This is a genomic window from Streptomyces cinerochromogenes (assembly GCF_014648635.1).
Lineage (GTDB): Bacteria > Actinomycetota > Actinomycetes > Streptomycetales > Streptomycetaceae > Streptomyces > Streptomyces cinerochromogenes.
This window is the reverse complement of sequence record NZ_BMRM01000004.1, coordinates 167,770-186,432: the sequence shown is the minus strand read 5'-3', so window position 1 is coordinate 186,432 and position 18,663 is coordinate 167,770. Positions and strand designations below refer to the sequence as shown.

The window sequence follows — 18,663 nt, the reverse complement described above, 5'->3', positions numbered from 1 at the left end:
GCTGAAAGCCGTGAGGGTGGTCATGAAATGACTACCCTCGTGCTGGCTGTGCAATGCAGGGTGCTGGCTTGGAATCCGGCCGCCCACGAGCCTTTTCCCCGTAACCGCGTGACGCGACCGAGTGCGGCGCGTGTCAGGAACCACGAGGAAAAGGACTCGACGTCATGTCTGTCACTGATACCGAGGCGGCCGGTACCGCGCCCGGCACTGCCGTCGACGCGGCACCCGCCGTGCTCACCCCCCGGCTCAAGCTGGTGCTGGTGCTGCTGCTCGCCACGCAGTTCATGCTGGCCGTGGACTTTGCCATCCTGAACGTGGCGCTGCCGGTGATCGGCAAGGACCTCGGCTTCTCGCTGTCGCACCTGCAGTGGATCGGTACCTCGTTCGCACTGTGCGCGGCGGGCTTCACGCTGCTCTTCGGCCGGGTCGCCGACCTGTTCGGCCGTCGCCGGCTGTTCCTCGGCGGCCTCGTGGTCCTGGGTGCGGCCTCGCTCGTGGGCGGGCTGGCGCAGAACCCGGAGATGCTGATCATTGCCCGCGTCTTCCAGGGTCTGGCCACCGCCGCCGTGACTCCTGCCGCGCTGTCGCTGATGACCACCTCGTTCCCGGAGGGCCCGCTGCGCCAGAAGGCGCTCGGCCTCAACGGCGCGCTGATGTCCAGCGGCTTCACCACCGGCGCCATCCTCGGTGGTGTGCTGACCGACCTGCTGTCGTGGCGGTGGTCGTTCTTCATCAACGTGCCCGTCGCGTTCGTCGTGCTGTTCGTCGCCCCGACGGTCATCAAGGAGTCCCGTCCCGACGACCGTCCCAAGCTGGACCTGCCCGGTGCCATCAGCGTGACCCTCGGCCTGCTGGCCATCATCTTCGGGCTCACCCAGGCGGGCGAGAAGGGCTGGGGCTCGGCGGAGGCCCTGCTGTCGCTGGCGGCGGGCGTGGTGCTGCTGGTGGTGTTCTACGCCGTCGAGCGCAAGGTGTCCGCCCCGCTGGTCCCGCTCAGCGTGCTCGGCAAGCGGTCGGTGGCCTGGGGTAACGTCGCCGGTCTGATCGCGTTCCTCACCGAGTGCTCCCTGGTCTTCCCGCTGACCATCTACCTGCAGGACGTCCTCGGCTTCTCCGCGCTCGCGGCCGGCCTGTCCTTCGGCATCCTCGGCCTGGGCACGGTCACCGGTGGTGTCACGGCCCCGAAGTTCATCGGCAAGCTCGGCAGCAAGCAGACCCTGATCGTGGGCGGCATCCTGCAGACCGTCTTCACCGCGGCGCTGGTCGGCCTCGGCGACGACCGCTCGTGGATGTGGCTGATGCTGGTCGCCAGCTTCCTCGGCGGTGTCGGCAACATGCTGGTCATCGTGGGCTTCATGGTCACCGCCACCACGGGTCTCCCCAACCACGAGCAGGGTCTGGCCACCGGCCTCGCCACCATGACCCAGCAGGTCGGTATCACCATGGGTACGCCGATCATGAGCGCCGTCGTCACCGCCGCCATGGCGGGCACCGGAGCCACCGCCATCCTCGGCGGCATCAAGGTCGCGATCGCCGTCAACGCGGCCATCGTCCTCCTCGGCGTCCTCACCAGCGCCGTGTTCCTGCGCAGCGACAAGGCGCCCGCGCAGTAACGGCGGGCGGCTGCGAGCCTGCGCGCCCCGAAGCACCCGGTGGCCCCGTACCGAGACGCTCAGCGCCCTGGTACGGGGCCACCGGCTGTCCCGGGCCCGTACGGCCCGATGGCCCGGGCCCACGGCGACAGCCGGCAGGCGGCCCGCGGAGTGGGGCACGAGTGGAGAGGTGCGCGAGTGGAGGGGGTGCGAATGGAGGGTGCGCGAGTGGAGGGTGCGCGAGTGGAGTCGGCGCGATCGGGGGCGGCGGCGTTCTCCGGGCGGGCGGCATCGCCGTACGTGACGGCGGGCGGCTCCTTCTCGGTCGCGGCACCGCACCCTCAAGGCGGCCGGGATCACTCCGGCCTGAGAGCTTGCTCACACCCCGATCCGGCAGCGGCCGCGGACGGTACCGAAAACGACCGAGGGCCCATCGTTTTCACGATGGGCCCTCGGCCTTCTGTGCGCGAGGGGGGAGTTGAACCCCCACGCCCTTGCGGGCACTGGAACCTGAATCCAGCGCGTCTGCCTATTCCGCCACCCGCGCATTGGGTGTGTCTTCCGTTTCCGGCCCTTTCAGGCTGGCCCCTTCCGACATCGAGAACATTAGCACGTCGTTCGGGGTGGATTCACATCCCTTCCCGCCCGCCCCCCGGCGCCCCCTCCCGGCCCCCGCCGGGGAGGCGACGGCCCGCGCCGCCCCCCTGCGGGACGCGTACGGGCCCGCCGTGGGGCGCGTATCAGGGAGGCGCTCGTCTCGTATCAACCTCGTACCGGTCCGGGACATCTCACCGGGAGGCGGCCCGGGTCCACAGCCGGGTGCGGGACACTGGTCTTCGCCCCCCTCTACGATCCATGGCAGCAGGACACGCACCCGGGAGTTCGAAGGGGAGCCGCTGGGGGAACCGGCTGATTGGCGGGCGCGTAGATACGATCAGTGAGCAGTACCAGCAGTACCCCGGCAGGACAGCCGCCCAACACGGCGGCCGAGGCAGCGGCACAGAGCAGGCAAGACGACGGCAGGGACGGAGGAGGTGCCCCATGGGAGTCCTGAAGAAGTTCGAGCAGCGTCTCGAAGGTCTGGTGAACGGCACCTTCGCCAAGGTCTTCAAGTCCGAGGTCCAGCCCGTGGAGATCGCCGGAGCGCTCCAGCGGGAGTGCGACAACAACGCCACCATCTGGAACCGGGACCGCACCGTCGTACCCAACGACTTCATCGTGGAGCTGAGCGCGCCGGACTACGAGCGGCTCAGCCCCTACTCCGGGCAGCTCGGCGACGAGCTGGCCGGCATGGTGCGCGACTACGCCAAGCAGCAGCGCTACACCTTCATGGGCCCGATCAAGGTCAATCTGGAGAAGGCCGACGACCTGGACACCGGCCTGTACCGGGTGCGCTCGCGCACCCTCGCCTCCTCCAGCAGCCAGCAGGCGGCACCGCAGGCTCCCGCCGCACCGGCCGGACGCCCCGGACAGGGCGCCCCGGGCGGCTACGGCTACCCGCCGGCCGCCCCCGCGGGCGCGCCCCCGATGCCCGCCGCACCACCGCCCGGCGCCCGCCCCGGCGGGTACGGTTATCCGCAGCCGGCCACCCAGCGGCCCGCCGCCGCCCCGATGAGCGGCGCGCGCACCCGCTACTGGATCGAGATCAACGGCACCCGCCACCAGATCTCCCGCCCGACGCTGGTGCTGGGTCGCAGCACCGACGCCGACGTGCGGATCGACGACCCCGGTGTCTCGCGCCGGCACTGCGAGATCCGGACCGGAACGCCCTCGACGATCCAGGATCTCGGCTCCACCAACGGCATCGTGGTGGACGGGCAGCACACCACCCGCGCTACGCTCCGCGACGGCTCGCGGATCGTCGTGGGCAGCACCACCGTTATCTATAGGCAAGCCGAAGGGTGAAGCGGGGGCAATGTCAGAGCTGACCCTCACGGTCATGCGGCTGGGTTTCCTGGCCGTACTGTGGCTGTTCGTGATCGTGGCCGTGCAGGTCATCCGGAGCGACCTGTTCGGTACGCGCGTCACCCAGCGCGGATCGCGTAGGGAGGCGGCCCGGCCGCAGCAGGCGGCCCGGCCGCAGGCCCGGCAGCAGGCCGCGCCGCCGCAGCAGCGCGGCCAGCAGGGCGGTAGCGGCCGACGCGGCCGCAACGCCCCCACCAAGTTGGTCGTGACCGAGGGCACACTGACCGGCACCACGGTCGCGCTCCAGGGCCAGACCATCACCCTGGGCCGGGCGCACGACTCCACGATCGTGCTGGACGACGACTACGCCTCCAGCCGTCACGCCCGGATCTACCCGGACCAGGGCGGCCAGTGGATCGTCGAGGACCTCGGCTCCACCAACGGCACCTACCTGGACCGGTCCCGGCTGACGGCCCCCACACCGATCCCGCTGGGCGCGCCGATCCGCATCGGCAAGACCGCAATCGAGCTGCGGAAGTAGTGCTACGTCATGGATAAGCGCGAGCGGAGCGAGCACGCAGCGGCAGGCCGCCACCCGGTCTCCGGCGCGCTCCCGACCGGAGGGTGGGCAGTGTGGCTCGACACGACCGGCTGTACCCGGAGCCGACGGGCGAGGTGCGCATGAGTCTGTCACTGCGCTTCGCCGCCGGATCGCACAAGGGCATGATCCGGGAGGGCAACGAGGACTCCGGTTACGCCGGTCCGCGCCTGCTCGCCATCGCCGACGGCATGGGCGGCCAGGCCGCGGGCGAGGTCGCCTCCTCCGAGGTCATCTCCACCCTGGTCACGCTCGACGACGACGTGCCCGGCTCCGACATCCTCACCTCGCTCGGCACCGCCGTGCAGCGTGCCAACGACCAGCTGCGCTCCATGGTCGAGGAGGACCCCCAGCTGGAGGGCATGGGCACGACGCTCACCGCCCTGCTGTGGACGGGCCAGCGGCTCGGTCTCGTCCACGTCGGCGACTCGCGCGCGTACCTGCTCCGCGACGGTGTGCTCACCCAGATCACCCAGGACCACACCTGGGTGCAGCGGCTCGTGGACGAGGGCCGGATCACCGAAGAGGAAGCCACCACCCACCCGCAGCGCTCGCTGCTGATGCGCGCCCTGGGCAGCGGCGACCACGTCGAGCCCGACCTGTCGATCCGCGAGGTCCGGGCCGGCGACCGCTATCTGATCTGCTCCGACGGCCTGTCCGGCGTGGTCTCCCACCAGACGATGGAGGAGACCCTCGCCAGCTACCAGGGCCCGCAGGAGACCGTGCAGGAGCTGATCCAGCTCGCCCTGCGCGGCGGCGGCCCCGACAACATCACGGTCATCGTCGCCGACGTGCTCGACCTGGACACCGGGGACACCCTCGCCGGGCAGCTCTCCGACCAGCCGGTGGTGGTCGGCGCCGTCGCCGAGAACCAGCACCACCTGCACGACAACGGGATCATGCAGACCCCGGCCGGCCGCGCCTCCCACCTGGGCCGCCAGGGCCAGGGGCACGGCGGCGGCGAGTTCGGCCCGCCCGGCTCCGGGGACACCGCCGGGTACGCCCCGGCCGGCGGCTTCGGCGAGTACGCCGACAACGACCTCACCAAGCCGCGCAAGCAGCGCAGATGGCTGAAGACCTCGCTCTACGGCGCCCTCGCGCTCGCCGTCGTCGGCGGCGGCCTCTACGGCGGCTACCGCTGGACGCAGACGCAGTACTACGTCGGCGCCAAGGACGAGCACATCGCGCTGTACCGCGGGATCAGCCAGGACCTGGCCTGGGTGTCGTTGTCGAAGGTGGAGAACGACCACCCCGAGATCGAACTCAAGTACCTGCCGCCGTACCAGCAGAAGCAGGTGAAGGCCACGATCCCGGAGGGCGGCCTGCAGGCGGCCCGTACCAAGGTCGAGGAACTGGCCGTGCAGGCCTCCGCCTGCCGCAAGCAGGCCGAGCGCAAGGCCGCCGAGGACGCGCTGAACAACGCCCGGAAGAACCAGGACAAGACCGGCAAGACCGGTCAGGGGAAGACCGGTGGCACCACCGCCGGTACCACCGGAACCGGGGGTACCACCGGTACCGCCGGCGCGAACAGCACCTCCGGCACCACCACCCAGACCGCCTTCGTCAAGGCCTCCCCGACCCCGAACCCGTCGGCCTCGAAGACGTCGCCGACCTCCCCGGCGTCCCCTTCGAAGTCTCCGTCCACGACCCCGTCCGCGACCCCCAGCCCCGGCCCGACTCTCTCGGAGGACGAGCAGAAGGTCGTCTCGCTGTGCGGTAAGCAGTAGGCAAGCCGTGAGAGGCCCTGTCACACGATGAGCAGTACTACGAACTCGCCGACGCATCACACGTCCACGATCGGCGCCATCGGCGCGCCGAGCCGTCGCAACACCGAGCTGGCCCTGCTGGTCTTCGCCGTGGTCATCCCGGTGTTCGCCTATGCCAACGTGGGCCTGGCCCTCGACGACCAGGTCCCCGCGGGCCTGCTGAGCTACGGCCTCGGCCTCGGCCTGCTGGCCGGCGTCGCCCACCTCGCCGTGCGCAAGTTCGCGCCGTACGCGGACCCGCTGCTGCTGCCGCTGGCCACCCTGCTCAACGGGCTGGGCCTGGTGTGCATCTGGCGGCTGGACCAGTCCAAGCTGCTGCAGTCGCTGCCGAACTTCGTCACGGCCGCGCCGCGCCAGCTGCTGTACACCGCGCTGGGCATCGCCCTGTTCGTCGTGGTCCTGATCTTCCTGAAGGACCACCGCGTCCTCCAGCGCTACACGTACATCTCCATGTTCAGCGCGCTGGTCCTGCTGATCCTGCCGCTGGTGCCGGGCCTGGGCGCCAACATCTACGGCGCGAAGATCTGGATCAACATCCCCGGCCTCGGCTCCCTCCAGCCCGGCGAGTTCGCGAAGATCGTCCTGGCCGTCTTCTTCGCCGGCTACCTGATGGTGAAGCGCGACGCCCTGGCCCTCGCCAGCCGCCGCTTCATGGGCCTCTACCTGCCGCGCGGCCGTGACCTCGGCCCGATCCTGGTCGTCTGGGCGATCTCGATCCTCATCCTCGTCTTCGAGACCGACCTCGGCACCTCGCTGCTGTTCTTCGGCATGTTCGTGATCATGCTGTACGTCGCCACCGAGCGGACCAGCTGGATCGTGTTCGGTCTGCTGATGTCCGCGGCCGGCGCGGTCGGCGTGGCCAGCATCGAGCCGCACGTGAAGAGCCGTGTCCAGTCCTGGCTCGACCCGATGCGCGAGTACACCCTCAGCCGCCAGGGCCAGCTCGGCCACTCCGAGCAGCTCCAGCAGGCGCTGTGGGCCTTCGGCTCCGGCGGCACCCTCGGCAGCGGCTGGGGCCAGGGCCACTCGGACCTGATCCGGTTCGCCGCCAACTCCGACTTCATCCTCGCCACCTTCGGCGAGGAGCTGGGCCTGGCCGGCATCATGGCGATCCTGCTGATCTACGGCCTGATCGTGGAACGCGGCGTGCGCACCGCCCTCGCCGCCCGCGACCCCTTCGGCAAGCTGCTCGCCGTCGGCCTGTCGGGCGCCTTCGCCCTCCAGGTCTTCGTGGTGGCCGGCGGTGTCATGGGCCTCATCCCGCTGACCGGTATGACCATGCCGTTCGTGGCGTACGGCGGTTCCTCCGTGCTGGCCAACTGGGCCCTGATCGGCATCCTCATCCGCATCAGCGACACCGCCCGCCGCCCGGCACCCACCCCCGCCGGCAACCCCGACGCCGAGATGACCCAGGTGGTCCGCCCGTCATGAACAAGCCCCTGCGCCGGATCGCGATCTTCTGCGGCCTCCTCGTACTGACCCTGCTGCTGCGGGACAACTGGCTCCAGTACGTCAAGGCCGACCAGCTCAAGGACGACCCGAACAACCGCCGCGTCACCATCGCCCGCTACTCCACCCCGCGCGGCGACATCATCGTGGGCGGCGACCCCATCACCGGGTCCGCCGAGAACGGCAAGACCGGTCTGAACGACCTGAAGTACAAGCGCACCTACAAGAACGGCCCCATGTGGGCCCCGGTCACGGGTTACGCCTCGCAGGCCTTCGGCGCCACCCAGCTGGAGTCCATCGAGGACGGCATCCTCACCGGCAACGACGACCGGCTGTTCTTCCGCAAGACGCTGGACATGATCACCGGCAAGGAGCAGCAGGGCGGCAACGTCGTCACCACGCTCAACGCCGACGCGCAGAAGGCGGCCTTCGAGGGTCTGAAGAAGCGGGGCGGCAAGGGCGCGGTCGTGGCCCTGGAGCCCTCCACCGGCAAGATCCTGGCGCTGGCCTCCTACCCGTCGTACGACCCCTCGTCCTTCGCGGGCAACACCAACGACGACGCCGCGGCCTGGAAGAAGCTCCAGAAGAAATACAACCCCAACGACCCGATGCTGAACCGGGCGCTGCGCGAGACCTACCCGCCGGGCTCCACCTTCAAGGTGGTCACGGCCGCCGCGGCGCTGGAGAACGGCAAGTACACCTCGGCCGACGAGAAGACCGACTCGCCGCTGCCGTGGACCATGCCGGGCACCACGACCCAGCTGAAGAACGAGGGCAACATCCCCTGCGAGAACGCCACCATGCGTGAGGCGCTGCGCTGGTCCTGCAACACCGTCTTCGGCAAGATCGGCTCCGACCTCGGCAACGACAAGATGCTCGCCGAGGCGAAGAAGTTCGGCTTCGACTCCGAGCAGTTCGTCCCGATCCGCTCCAGCGCCTCGGTGTTCTCCGACGACATGAACCAGTCGCAGACCGCGCTGTCCTCCATCGGCCAGTACAACACCGCGGCCACCCCGCTGCAGATGGCGATGGTCGCCTCGGCGGTCGCCAACGACGGCAAGCTGATGAAGCCGTACATGGTCGACTCGCTGGAGTCCTCCACCCTGGACCCCGTCGCCACGACCAAGCCGGAGGAGCTGAGCCGGCCGCTGTCGCCGAAGAACGCGCAGATCCTGCAGGACATGATGAAGACGGTGGTCGAGAAGGGCACCGGCACCAACGCGCGGATCAGCGGTGTCACCGTCGGCGGCAAGACCGGTACCGCCCAGCACGGCGTCGAGAACAGCGAGAACCCGTACGCCTGGTTCATCTCCTACGCCAAGCTGCCCGACGGCAGCTCGCCGGTCGCCGTGGCCGTGGTGGTCGAGGACGAGAGCGCCAACCGCGACGACATCTCCGGCGGCGGCCTGGCCGCGCCGATCGCGAAGAACGTCATGGAGGCGGTCATCAACTCCAAGAAGTGACCGCAGCCGATCACCGGAAGTGACGCCGCTCACATCACCTTCACATCGCCGCACGTTGCGATACCGGTCCTGTATCGGGTTACGGGCTTGGCCAGGTCACACAGAGCGAGCCGGGTACGGTAGGCCCGGACGGCAGCCTCCGGCCGTGCACACGGGTGCACGGCCGAGACCGACGGAGAGGGCTGGTAGGTAGCTATGGAAGAGCCGCGTCGCCTCGGCGGCCGGTACGAGCTGGGCCAGGTGCTCGGCCGCGGTGGCATGGCGGAGGTCTATCTCGCGCATGACACCCGCCTCGGCCGCACCGTGGCGGTGAAGACGCTGCGTGCGGACCTCGCGCGCGACCCGTCCTTCCAGGCCCGGTTCCGCCGGGAGGCCCAGTCGGCCGCCTCGCTCAACCATCCCGCGATCGTCGCGGTCTACGACACGGGCGAGGACTACATCGACGGGGTCTCCATCCCGTACATCGTGATGGAGTACGTCGACGGTTCCACGCTGCGTGAGCTGCTGCACTCCGGCCGCAAGCTGCTGCCCGAGCGCGCGATGGAGATGACCATCGGCATCCTCCAGGGCCTGGAGTACGCGCACCGCAACGGCATCGTCCACCGGGACATCAAGCCGGCCAACGTCATGCTGACCCGCAACGGCCAGGTCAAGGTGATGGACTTCGGCATCGCCCGTGCCATGGGCGACGCCGGCATGACCATGACCCAGACCGCGGCCGTCATCGGCACCGCCCAGTACCTCTCCCCGGAGCAGGCCAAGGGCGAGCAGGTCGACGCCCGCTCGGACCTGTACTCGACCGGCTGCCTCCTCTACGAGCTGCTGACGGTACGGCCCCCCTTCGTGGGCGACTCCCCGGTGGCCGTGGCCTACCAGCACGTCCGCGAGGAGCCCCAGCCGCCGAGCGTCTTCGACCCGGAGATCACTCCGGAGATGGACGCGATCGTCCTGAAGGCGCTGGTCAAGGACCCGAACTACCGCTACCAGTCGGCCGACGAGATGCGCGCCGACATCGAGGCGTGCCTGGACGGCCAGCCGGTCGCGGCCACGGCCGCGATGGGCGCGGTGGGCTACGGCGGCTACCCCGACGAGCAGCCGACGACCGCCCTGCGTTCGGAGGCCGGCGCCGGAGCGACCACCATGCTCCCGCCGATGAACGCCGACGACGGTTACGGCTACGACGACCGCCCGGACCGCCGCCGCCAGCAGAAGAAGAAGTCCAACACCTCGACGATCCTGCTGGTCGTCGCGGGTCTGCTGGTCCTGGTCGGCGCGATCCTGATCGGCAAGTGGGCGTTCCCCGGCGACGGCGGGGGCGACGGCAAGGTGCCCGTGCCGTCGTTCGTGGGCCAGCCGGAGAAGACGGCCCGCAAGATGGCCGCCAACGTCGACCTGAAGGTGACGGTCACCAAGAAGGCCTGCGAGGACCAGGCCACGGGCAACGTGTGCACCCAGAACCCCGACAAGGGGGAGAAGGTCGACAAGAACAGCACCGTCACCCTGGTGGTCTCCACGGGCGCGCCGAAGGTCACCGTGCCGGACGTCCGCGGCATCCAGTTCGACCAGGCGGAGGCCCAGCTCAAGGAGAAGGGCTTCCAGGTCGACAAGGAGACCCAGGTGTCGACCCAGACACCCGGCGTCGTCATCACCCAGGACCCGCGGGGCGGCCTCAGCAAGGAGAAGGGCACCACGATCACCCTCACGGTCGCCAAGGCCGAGGAGAAGGTGGCCGTGCCCGACGTCACCGGCAAGACCTGTGACGAGGCGAAGGCCGAACTCCAGGCCAAGGGTCTGGCGCCCAGCTGCAACGACACCCCGGTCACCGACCCGGCCCAGGACGGCAAGGTGCAGAGCACCAACCCGGCCGCGGGTCAGCAGGTCGTCAAGAACACCAACGTGGTGATCAACGTCGGCAAGGCGCAGAAGCAGCAGACCCAGGTCCCGGACGTCCGGGGCCGCACGGTCGCGGTGGCCCGGCAGATCCTGAACGCCGCCGGCTTCACGAACATCCAGTTCGCCCCGGGCAGCGACGGCAGCGACACCGCGTTCGTCGCCTCCCAGGACCCGAAGGAGAACCAGAAGGTCGACGACCCGGCGGGCACCACGATCACGCTGACGACCGTGGGCTTCGGGGGCGGGAACAACAACAACGGCGGCGGCAACGGCAACGGCGGCGGCCTCTTCGGCGGCGTCGGCGGCTGACGCCTGAAGGAACGCACCGAGGGCGGATACGCGTGGGCCCCGGCCGGAACATCCCGGCCGGGGCCCACGCGCGTCCGCCGTCTCACTCGGCCACGGTCAGCCCCGCAGCTCCTTCGGCGGCGTCCGGGCCGCGTCCACCTTCTCCACCCGGACCAGTTCCCCCCAGACCACGTACCGGTGGCGGGAGGTGTAGACGGGGGTGCAGGTCGTCAGGGTGATGTAGTGGCCCGGCTTCTTCCGGCCGGACTCCTTGGGGACCGGGGAGAGGACGTCGACGTTGTACTTCGAGGTCTCGGGGAGGACCGAGTAGACCTTGTAGACGTACCAGTCGTCCCGGGTCTCGAAGACGATCGGGTCGCCCTTCTCCAGCTTGTCGATGTTGTGGAACTTGGCGCCGTGCCCGTCCCGGTGGGCGGCGACGGAGAAGTTGCCGTCCTTGCCGGTGGTGGGGAGCGTGGCCTTGACCGGGTCGGTGTAGTAGCCGGCCACGCCGTCGTCGAGGACGTCCGTGCCCGTGCCCTTCTCGACCAGCACCTCGCCGTTGCGCATCGCCGGCACGTGCAGGAAGCCGATGCCGTCCTTGGTGTCGAGCGCGCCGGGACCGGACTCCTTCTGCTCGGCCCAGTGCTCGCGGACCTTGTCGGCCTGCCGGTCCGCCTTGCGGTCCGCTATCACGTTCGTCCACCACAGCGAGTAGACGACGAACAGGCCGAGCAGCACGCCCGCCGTGATGAGGAGTTCCCCGAAGACGCTGACCGCCAGCGCGATCCGGCCGGGACGCCGGCGGCGCGGGGCGGGATCCGCAGCCGGCTCGGACCCGTCCGTGGTCTCTTCGGTCTCGTCGGCGGTCGCTGCCACAGTTCCTCTGCCCTTACTCGCTGAGCCCTACTCGATGAGCGCGTCCGGCTTGCCCTTGCTGCGCGGGCGTTCCTGGACCATCTTGCCCCAGACGATCAGCCGGTACTTGCTGGTGAACTCCGGCGTGCAGGTGGTGAGGGTGATGTAGCGCCCGGGCCCGGTGAAGCCGGAACCCGGCGGGACCGGGTCGAGCACGCTGGTGTTGCTCGGCGGGGTCACCGGCAGCATCGAGGTCACCTTGTACACGAAGTACGTGTCCTGCGTTTCCACCACGACCGCGTCCCCGGGGGTGAGCCGGTTGATGTACCGGAACGGCTCCCCGTGGGTGTTGCGGTGCGCCGCGAGACCGAAGTTGCCGGTCTTCGCGTCGGGCATCGCCGTCTTCAGCGGGGCCTCGCCGTAGTGCCCGACCATGCCCTTGTCGAGCACCCTCTTGTTGCTGACGCCCTCCGCGATGGGCGCCACGACGTCCAGCTTCGGGATGTGCAGGATGGCGAAGCCCTGGCCCGGCTCGAAGACGCCCGGGTTGCGCTTGCCCCGGGCCCAGTCGTCCTGGAGCTGGTGCGCCTCGCTGCCGGCCTGCGCGTGCGCGCGGACGTTGGTCCACCACAGCTGGTAGGTGACGAACAGCAGCATCAGCACGCCGGTGGTGATGAACACCTCGCCGACCGCCCGGCTCACCAGGGTCGCCGGGCTGGGCCTGCGCCGCCGGGCCTGCCGCCGGGCCTCGACCCGCGTCAGGGGCCGCTGCGGGTCCCGCTCCGCCGGGGAGGCCGGTGCCGTCTGCCGGGTGCCGCCGCCGCGCCGCCGCCCGCCGCGCCGTCTGGCGGCCTTTCTGCGGGCCGCACGGCCTCCGGGTGCGGCTGGGGTGGCCGGAGAGGCGGATGAGGCCGCAGAGGCCTCTGTGGGGCCGCCCCCGGCCGGGATCCGCAGCGCCATCGTCTCGTCGTCGAGGGGAGCCACCCGGGGCATCGGGGCCGTCGGCGCCTCCTCGGCCGGCCCGGCGGTCACCGGGGGCATCGGGGCCGTCGGCGGGTCCGGCCGGCGGTCCGCGTACGGCCGCGCACCGGCGGAGGACTCGTACGGGCTCTCGCCGCCGTACAAGTCCTCGCGCTCGGGGCGCAGCGCGGTCACGCCGTGGCCCTGCCCACCACCGGGGCGAGCCCCGCCGATCTCGCCACGGCACCGTGGTCGCCGCACTCCGCCAGCCAGTTGGCCAGCATCCGGTGCCCGTGCTCGGTCAGCACCGACTCGGGGTGGAACTGCACGCCCTCGACGGGGAGTTCCCGGTGGCGCAGGCCCATGATGATGCCGTCGTGCGTGCGGGCGGTCACTTCCAGCTCGGCCGGGACCGTCGCCGGCTCGGCGGCCAGGGAGTGGTAGCGGGTCGCCGTGAAGGGCGAGGGCAGGCCGGCGAAGACGCCCTTGCCCTCGTGCTCGACCGGCGAGGTCTTGCCGTGCAGCAGCTCGGGCGCCCGGTCGACCACACCGCCGTACGCCACCTGCATCGACTGCATGCCGAGGCACACCCCGAACACCGGCACCCCGGTCGAGGCGCAGTGCCGGACCATGTCCACGCACACCCCCGCCTCCTCCGGCGTCCCCGGCCCCGGTGAGAGCAGCACGCCGTCGAAGCCGTCCTGGGCGTGCGCGGTCGACACCTCGTCGTTGCGCAGCACCTCGCACTCGGCGCCCAGCTGGTACAGGTACTGGACGAGGTTGAAGACGAAGCTGTCGTAGTTGTCGACGACGAGAATCCGCGCACTCACTGGTTGTCCACCGTCACATCGTTGAAGGGCAGCAGCGGTTCGGCCCAGGGGAAGACGTACTGGAAGAGGACGTAGACCACGGCCAGGACCAGTACGAGCGAGAGGAGCGCCTTCACCCACGCGTTCCCCGGCAGATGCCGCCAGATCCAGCCGTACATGCCGTCCCTTGCCGTCCCTTCCGTGTCCCCTACGGCACCAGACCCACGCCGTACGTCACCAGATTAACGGCGCAGCGCCCCCGGTTCGCCTGTGTCCACAGGCTGGGTGGCGTCGAGGTGCGCCCACACGATCAGCCGGTGGCTGTGGCCCCACTCCGGATCGCACGTCGTCAGGGTCAGATAGCGGCCGGGTCGTGCGTACCCCGACTTCCCGGGCACAGGATCGATCACCCCGACGTCCGTCGGCACGGTTTTGTACGGCCCTTTGTCGATCCGATACGTGTACCAGGTGCTCCCGTCGGTCAGCACCACGGCGTCGCCCGGACGCAGCCTCGGGAAGTCCTTGAAGGGGTCGCCGTAGGTACGCCGGTGGCCGGCGACCGAGAAGTTGCCCCTCCCGCCGAGCCGGGCGGTGCGCGCGTAGTGCCCCAGGCCCTTCTTCAGGACACCGGTGCCGGTGCCCTCCAGGACCGGCTTGTGCCAGCCGGCACCGAGGCGGGGGATGTACATGATGGCGAAGGCCTCGCCGCGTCGGTAGGGCTCCGGCCGCCTCGCCGTGACGGTCCGCTCGCCCGGCGCCGCGGCCGTCGGCTGCGCACGCCCCCGCGACCACTGCCGGTGCAGCCGGTCGATCTGGTCGTTCATCGCGCCGTCGGCCCGCACCCCTGTCCAGAACAGCACATAGGCGACGAAGAGCACGATCAGGGCGCCGACGGTGATGCACAGCTCGCTGACGGTCCGGACGATCACGCGCACCGGCGCCTCCGGGACGGACGGCTGGCTACTGCACGGGCTTCGCGTAGTGCAGATCCACTGTGCCGGAGTAGCCGGGAAGAGTCACCGTCCCGTCGTCGGCGACTTTCCAGCCGAGGCCGTAGACGTTGACGTAGACCATGTAGGTCTGGATCGCCTTGCTGTCCGCGAGGGCCTGCTTCAGCCGGTCCGGGTCCCCCACCGCCGTGATCTTGTACGGCGGTGAGTAGACGCGGCCCTGGAGGATCAGGGTGTTGCCGACGCAGCGCACCGCGCTGGTGGAGATCAGCCGCTGGTCCATGACCTTGATGCCCTTGGCGCCGCCCTGCCACAGCGCGTTCACCACGGCCTGGAGGTCCTGCTGGTGGATGACCAGGTAGTCGGGCTGCGGCTCCGGATAGCCGGGGAGCTTGGCGGTGGCGCCCGGCGGGGCGTCGTTCAGCGTGACGGTGATCGCCTTGCCCGTCAGCTTCCGCGTGCCCGCGCTCTTCTCCAGCCCGCCCAGCCTCTCGTCCTCGGCCCGGGTGCTGCCGTCGTCGCTCTCGGCGAGCGACTCCACCCCGTCGCGCAGGGCGGCGTTGGACTCGTCCAGCTCCTTGTTCTTGCGGCTGCGCTGCTGGATCAGGTCGGACAGCTTCAGCAGGGAGCCGTCCTGGCGGATGTCGGTGCCCTTGGCCGTGTCGAAGCTGGTGAAGAAGATCAGCCCGGCGAGGGCGAAGACGGCCGCCGTGAGCATCCGCACGGGGCGGAGACGCAGCCTGCGCAGGGGGCCGGGACCCGTTGATCCCGTCCCGGGGGAGTCGGCAGAATTGCTCAACGTACCCTTATCTCCTTCGGCGCCGCGGAAGCACTACGCTAACGGACGCCCGGGGGAGCACACAGAGTCGTCATGTTGGCCCCTTGTACGCTGCCCCGAGCCCGACCCAGTTACCTGCGCGGCCACGCAGCGCATCGACAGGAGAGACCCTCGTGCCGAAGTCACGTATCCGCAAGAAGGCCGACTACACGCCGCCGCCGGCGAAGCAGGCGCAGGCCATCAAGCTCACCAACCGCGCCTGGGTCGCGCCGGTCATGCTGGCCATGTTCCTGATCGGCCTGGCCTGGATCGTCGTCTTCTACGTGACCGACGGCACGCTGCCGATCGACAGCCTGGACAACTGGAACATCGTGGTCGGTTTCGGCTTCATCGCCGCCGGGTTCGGTGTCTCCACGCAGTGGAAGTAGCGCGGCCGGCGTAGCTCTGCCCACGGCTATCCACTGAGTTATCCACAGCTGTTTTCCACAGTGGGGAAAAAGAACGACGATCTGTGGATAACCCATCGGGTGTTGACGCCGGTGTGACTGGCCAGGCGTTCCCCGGACACCCGTTCGCCCCCTGTCCGACCTGCGGAAACACATCCGAGCGACAGGGGGCACAGCTGTGTCCGCACCGTGTGCACAAGATCCGGCACACGCTGTGGACAACGGTTCGGTGACAGGGTGTTCCCCCGGGCTCCCCATCCGACGGACCCACCCGCTCAGGTGAGCTGGGCGGTCCTGACCAGCACCAGGGCGACCGACAGGGCGAGCACGACGGCACAGGTGCCGTACTGCACCAGGGAGCGCTTCTCGCGCGGGGCGTGGACCATCGCGTACCCGGTCACCACGCCGGCGACCAGGCCGCCGATGTGCGCCTGCCACGAGATGCTCATGGCCGGGTTGAAGGTGATGATCAGGTTGATCACCAGCAGGGCGATGACCGGCCGCATGTCGTAGTTGAGCCGGCGCATCAGCACGGCGGTGGCGCCGAAGAGACCGAAGATCGCCCCCGAGGCGCCGAGCGAGGCGGTCGTCGGGGAGGTGAGCAGGTAGGTCAGCGCGCCGCCGGCCAGCCCGGAGACGAGGTAGACCGCCAGATAGCGGGCGCGGCCGAGGGCCGCTTCGAGCGGGCCGCCGATCCACCACAGGCTCAGCATGTTGAAGCCGATGTGCCAGTACTCCTGGTGCGCGAACATCGACGTCACGAACCGGTACCACTCGCCGCCGGCGACGCCGGAGGTCGGTGCGTACGGCTTCGGCGGCCAGGCGCCGTAGAGCACGACGTGCTCCACCAGGGAGCTGTCGGCCTTGATGGCGACGAACAGCGCGAGGTTGAGCCCGATCAGGATCTTGGTGAGCAGGCGGGGGTCCGCCGTGACCGTGCCGCCGGCGATCGTGCGCGGCCGGGACGCCGCGGGAGCGGGGCCCGTGCCGGAGCCGCCGCGGACGCAGTCCGGGCACTGGAAGCCGACCGAGGCGCTGACCATGCACTCGGGGCAGATCGGCCGGTCACAGCGGGTGCAGCGCACGCCGGTCTCGCGGTCCGGGTGCCGGTAGCACACGGGCACGCTGCGGGCGGCGTCCTGTGCGCTCCCTGCGGCCTGGTCCATCAGATCCCCTTGGTCGTCGTGTCCGTGTGCCCCGTGGCCGGCGCGCGCCGGCCCTGACGGCACTGTCCTGCCCCGCTCATCCTTACGGACGAGCGGGGTGATTGGTTCCCCGGCTCTCACGCGTCTCCACGACCACCGTCTCGAGGACGACGTCCACGAGCGGCCGGTCGTTGCGGCCGGTCGGCACGTTCGCGATGGCGTCGACCACCTTCCGGCCGGCCGGGTCGCTGACCTCGCCGAAGATGGTCCGCTTGCCGTTCAGCCAGGTGCTCGGTGTGACCGTGATGAAGAACTGCGAGCCGTTGGTGCCCGGGCCGGCGTTGGCCATGGCCAGCAGGTACGGGGTGTCGAAGGCGAGGTCCGGATGGCACTCGTCCTCGAACCCGTAGCCGGGGCCGCCCAGGCCGTTCCCCAGCGGGTCGCCGCCCTGGATCATGAAGCCGCTGATGACGGAGTGGAAGACCGTGCCGTCGTAGAGCGGTCTTCTGCTCCGCTCCCCGGTGCCCGGGTGGACCCACTCGCGTTCACCGCGGGCCAGCTCGACGAAGTTTCTGACCGTGACGGGAGCGTGGAGCGAGAAGAGCCGCACCTCGATGTCGCCGAGGGTGGTCCTGAGGGTGGCATAGAGCTGCTCGGCCACGGTCCGCCTTCCGTCGTCGTCCGCCGCGACCCTTCGATCCTTCCACGGTCCGGTCCGCGCGTCGCCGGGCGCCCGCGACTTCCGCCGGGCGGGCGGCGCGCCCCGGCGATTCGTGGCAGTGTCGACAGAAGACCCCCTGTTGCCCTTGATCATGTGGGCAGAAGGACACCGGAACCCATATGCCCGTCCGCGCATGCCGCACCGGCCTCGGACAGGCATGATCCGTAAAAGGGTGGAAAGTCGAAATACCGTACGCCACCGAGGAGGAGGAACCCGTGACCCGCATCGACAGCGTGCGCGCCGCGACCGGCTCGGCGAAGGACAGCGTGCTGCACGCCGCGGAAGTGGTGGCGCCCTACGCCGACACGGCCAAGGAGCGTGCCGCGTACTACGCGCAAGAGGCACGCGTACGGCTGGCGCCCGTGGTGTCGCAGGCCGCCGAACAGGCCCGCGTGCAGTACGACGCCCGGCTCGCCCCGCGCCTGGAGCAGGCCCGCACCCATGTGCCGCCGAAGATGGACCTGGCCGCGCAGGAGGCCGCCGCCCGTACCCGCAAGGCCGCCCGGCAGGCCGCCGAGTACTCGCGCCCCAAACTCGAACAGGCCGTGGCCGCGACCGCGCCCGTCCGTGACGAGGCCGCCGCCCGCGGCGCCGCGGCCCTCGCCGCGCTGCGCGGCCAGGTCTCGGCCCAGGACATCCAGAAGCTGGCCCGGCGCAAGGCCCGCCGGTGCCGGGCCGGCCGCGCCGTGAAGACGCTGGCGGTGCTGTCCGTGCTGGCGGGCGGCGCCTTCGCGGCCTGGAAGTGGTGGGACAAGCAGGCCAACCCCGACTGGCTGGTCGAGCCGCCGGCCGCGACGGAGGTCCCCGGCGGGGGCCACCTCACCTCGGTGGACGGCACCGGCGCCACGGGGCTGGACCCGGAGGTGGAGGCGAAGCAGGCCGAGGAGGACGAGGCCGGCCGCGACGACCAGCCGTAGGCCCGCCCGGCTGTTCCGGCCGCTGCCCACGAGCCCCCTCCCGCCGGTGTGTCCGGGGCGGAGGGGGCTCCTGGTGCCCACGGCCACGCCTGTTTCCTGCCCGGAGCACTCACACGAGTGAACTT

17 protein-coding genes and 1 tRNA gene are annotated in these 18,663 nt (G+C 70.3%); 9 read left to right on the top strand and 9 right to left on the bottom strand.

Annotated features, from left to right (window positions below):
• Positions 1-164 precede the first annotated feature (164 nt).
• Positions 165-1,613, top strand: a complete 1,449-nt coding sequence (locus IEZ20_RS09895) for an MFS transporter (RefSeq protein ID WP_189296582.1) — start codon at positions 165-167, stop codon at positions 1,611-1,613.
• A 442-nt stretch (positions 1,614-2,055) separates the two neighbouring features.
• On the opposite strand, the gene IEZ20_RS09890 is transcribed toward IEZ20_RS09895, so the two are convergent.
• Positions 2,056-2,139 (bottom strand) — tRNA-Leu (locus tag IEZ20_RS09890).
• A gap of 494 nt (positions 2,140-2,633) precedes the next feature.
• Here IEZ20_RS09890 and IEZ20_RS09885 point away from each other — a divergent pair.
• The 6 genes from IEZ20_RS09885 (at position 2,634) to pknB (ending at position 10,975) form a co-directional block, all read left to right on the top strand.
• Positions 2,634-3,497, top strand: coding sequence for an FHA domain-containing protein (locus tag IEZ20_RS09885; RefSeq protein ID WP_189296580.1), 864 nt, complete (start codon positions 2,634-2,636; stop codon positions 3,495-3,497).
• Between the two features lie 10 nt (positions 3,498-3,507).
• On the top strand, positions 3,508-4,038 hold the full coding sequence (locus IEZ20_RS09880) for an FHA domain-containing protein FhaB/FipA (protein WP_189296578.1): 531 nt from the start codon (positions 3,508-3,510) through the stop codon (positions 4,036-4,038).
• A 140-nt stretch (positions 4,039-4,178) separates the two neighbouring features.
• The gene (locus IEZ20_RS09875) at positions 4,179-5,822 is read left to right on the top strand and encodes a Stp1/IreP family PP2C-type Ser/Thr phosphatase (RefSeq protein WP_189297021.1); all 1,644 of its coding nucleotides are present in this window, start codon (positions 4,179-4,181) and stop codon (positions 5,820-5,822) included.
• A 27-nt stretch (positions 5,823-5,849) separates the two neighbouring features.
• A complete protein-coding gene (locus IEZ20_RS09870; protein ID WP_189296576.1) occupies positions 5,850-7,292 on the top strand; it encodes an FtsW/RodA/SpoVE family cell cycle protein in 1,443 nt (480 codons plus the stop codon).
• Positions 7,289-8,773 (top strand): peptidoglycan D,D-transpeptidase FtsI family protein, encoded by a 1,485-nt coding sequence (locus IEZ20_RS09865; RefSeq protein WP_189296574.1) that lies wholly within the window; start codon positions 7,289-7,291, stop codon positions 8,771-8,773. Before IEZ20_RS09870 ends, IEZ20_RS09865 begins: the two co-directional genes overlap by 4 nt.
• Before the next feature lie 195 nt (positions 8,774-8,968).
• Positions 8,969-10,975, top strand: a complete 2,007-nt coding sequence (pknB, locus tag IEZ20_RS09860; RefSeq protein ID WP_189296572.1) for a Stk1 family PASTA domain-containing Ser/Thr kinase — start codon at positions 8,969-8,971, stop codon at positions 10,973-10,975.
• A 96-nt stretch (positions 10,976-11,071) separates the two neighbouring features.
• Here pknB and IEZ20_RS09855 read toward each other — a convergent pair whose 3' ends face one another.
• The 6 genes from IEZ20_RS09855 to IEZ20_RS09830 form a co-directional block, all read right to left on the bottom strand.
• Positions 11,072-11,833 carry a class E sortase gene (locus IEZ20_RS09855; RefSeq protein ID WP_189296571.1) on the bottom strand — a complete coding sequence of 254 codons (762 nt, stop codon included), beginning with the start codon at positions 11,831-11,833 and terminating at the stop codon, positions 11,072-11,074.
• A gap of 27 nt (positions 11,834-11,860) precedes the next feature.
• The gene (locus IEZ20_RS09850; protein WP_189296569.1) at positions 11,861-12,967 is read right to left on the bottom strand and encodes a class E sortase; all 1,107 of its coding nucleotides are present in this window, start codon (positions 12,965-12,967) and stop codon (positions 11,861-11,863) included.
• Positions 12,964-13,602 (bottom strand): aminodeoxychorismate/anthranilate synthase component II, encoded by a 639-nt coding sequence (locus IEZ20_RS09845; RefSeq protein ID WP_189296567.1) that lies wholly within the window; start codon positions 13,600-13,602, stop codon positions 12,964-12,966. Before IEZ20_RS09845 ends, IEZ20_RS09850 begins: the two co-directional genes overlap by 4 nt.
• Positions 13,599-13,760 carry a hypothetical protein gene (locus IEZ20_RS09840; RefSeq protein WP_189296565.1) on the bottom strand — a complete coding sequence of 54 codons (162 nt, stop codon included), beginning with the start codon at positions 13,758-13,760 and terminating at the stop codon, positions 13,599-13,601. Before IEZ20_RS09840 ends, IEZ20_RS09845 begins: the two co-directional genes overlap by 4 nt.
• A gap of 63 nt (positions 13,761-13,823) precedes the next feature.
• A complete protein-coding gene (locus tag IEZ20_RS09835) occupies positions 13,824-14,516 on the bottom strand; it encodes a class E sortase (RefSeq protein ID WP_189296563.1) in 693 nt (230 codons plus the stop codon).
• 25 nt (positions 14,517-14,541) lie between these two features.
• Positions 14,542-15,330: a DUF881 domain-containing protein gene (locus IEZ20_RS09830; protein ID WP_189296561.1), complete on the bottom strand. Its 789-nt coding sequence runs from the start codon at positions 15,328-15,330 to the stop codon at positions 14,542-14,544.
• A gap of 152 nt (positions 15,331-15,482) precedes the next feature.
• Here IEZ20_RS09830 and crgA point away from each other — a divergent pair, with 152 nt between their 5' ends.
• Positions 15,483-15,737, top strand: coding sequence for a cell division protein CrgA (gene crgA, locus IEZ20_RS09825; protein WP_189296559.1), 255 nt, complete (start codon positions 15,483-15,485; stop codon positions 15,735-15,737).
• 293 nt (positions 15,738-16,030) lie between these two features.
• On the opposite strand, the gene IEZ20_RS09820 is transcribed toward crgA, so the two are convergent.
• Complete coding sequence (locus tag IEZ20_RS09820; protein ID WP_189296557.1) at positions 16,031-16,921, bottom strand: rhomboid family intramembrane serine protease; 891 nt, start codon at positions 16,919-16,921, stop codon at positions 16,031-16,033.
• A gap of 82 nt (positions 16,922-17,003) precedes the next feature.
• Complete coding sequence (locus IEZ20_RS09815; RefSeq protein WP_189296556.1) at positions 17,004-17,561, bottom strand: peptidylprolyl isomerase; 558 nt, start codon at positions 17,559-17,561, stop codon at positions 17,004-17,006.
• 275 nt (positions 17,562-17,836) lie between these two features.
• On the opposite strand from IEZ20_RS09815, the gene IEZ20_RS09810 reads away from it, so the two are divergent.
• Positions 17,837-18,538, top strand: a complete 702-nt coding sequence (locus IEZ20_RS09810) for a DUF5324 family protein (RefSeq protein ID WP_189296554.1) — start codon at positions 17,837-17,839, stop codon at positions 18,536-18,538.
• Positions 18,539-18,663: the final 125 nt, after the last annotated feature.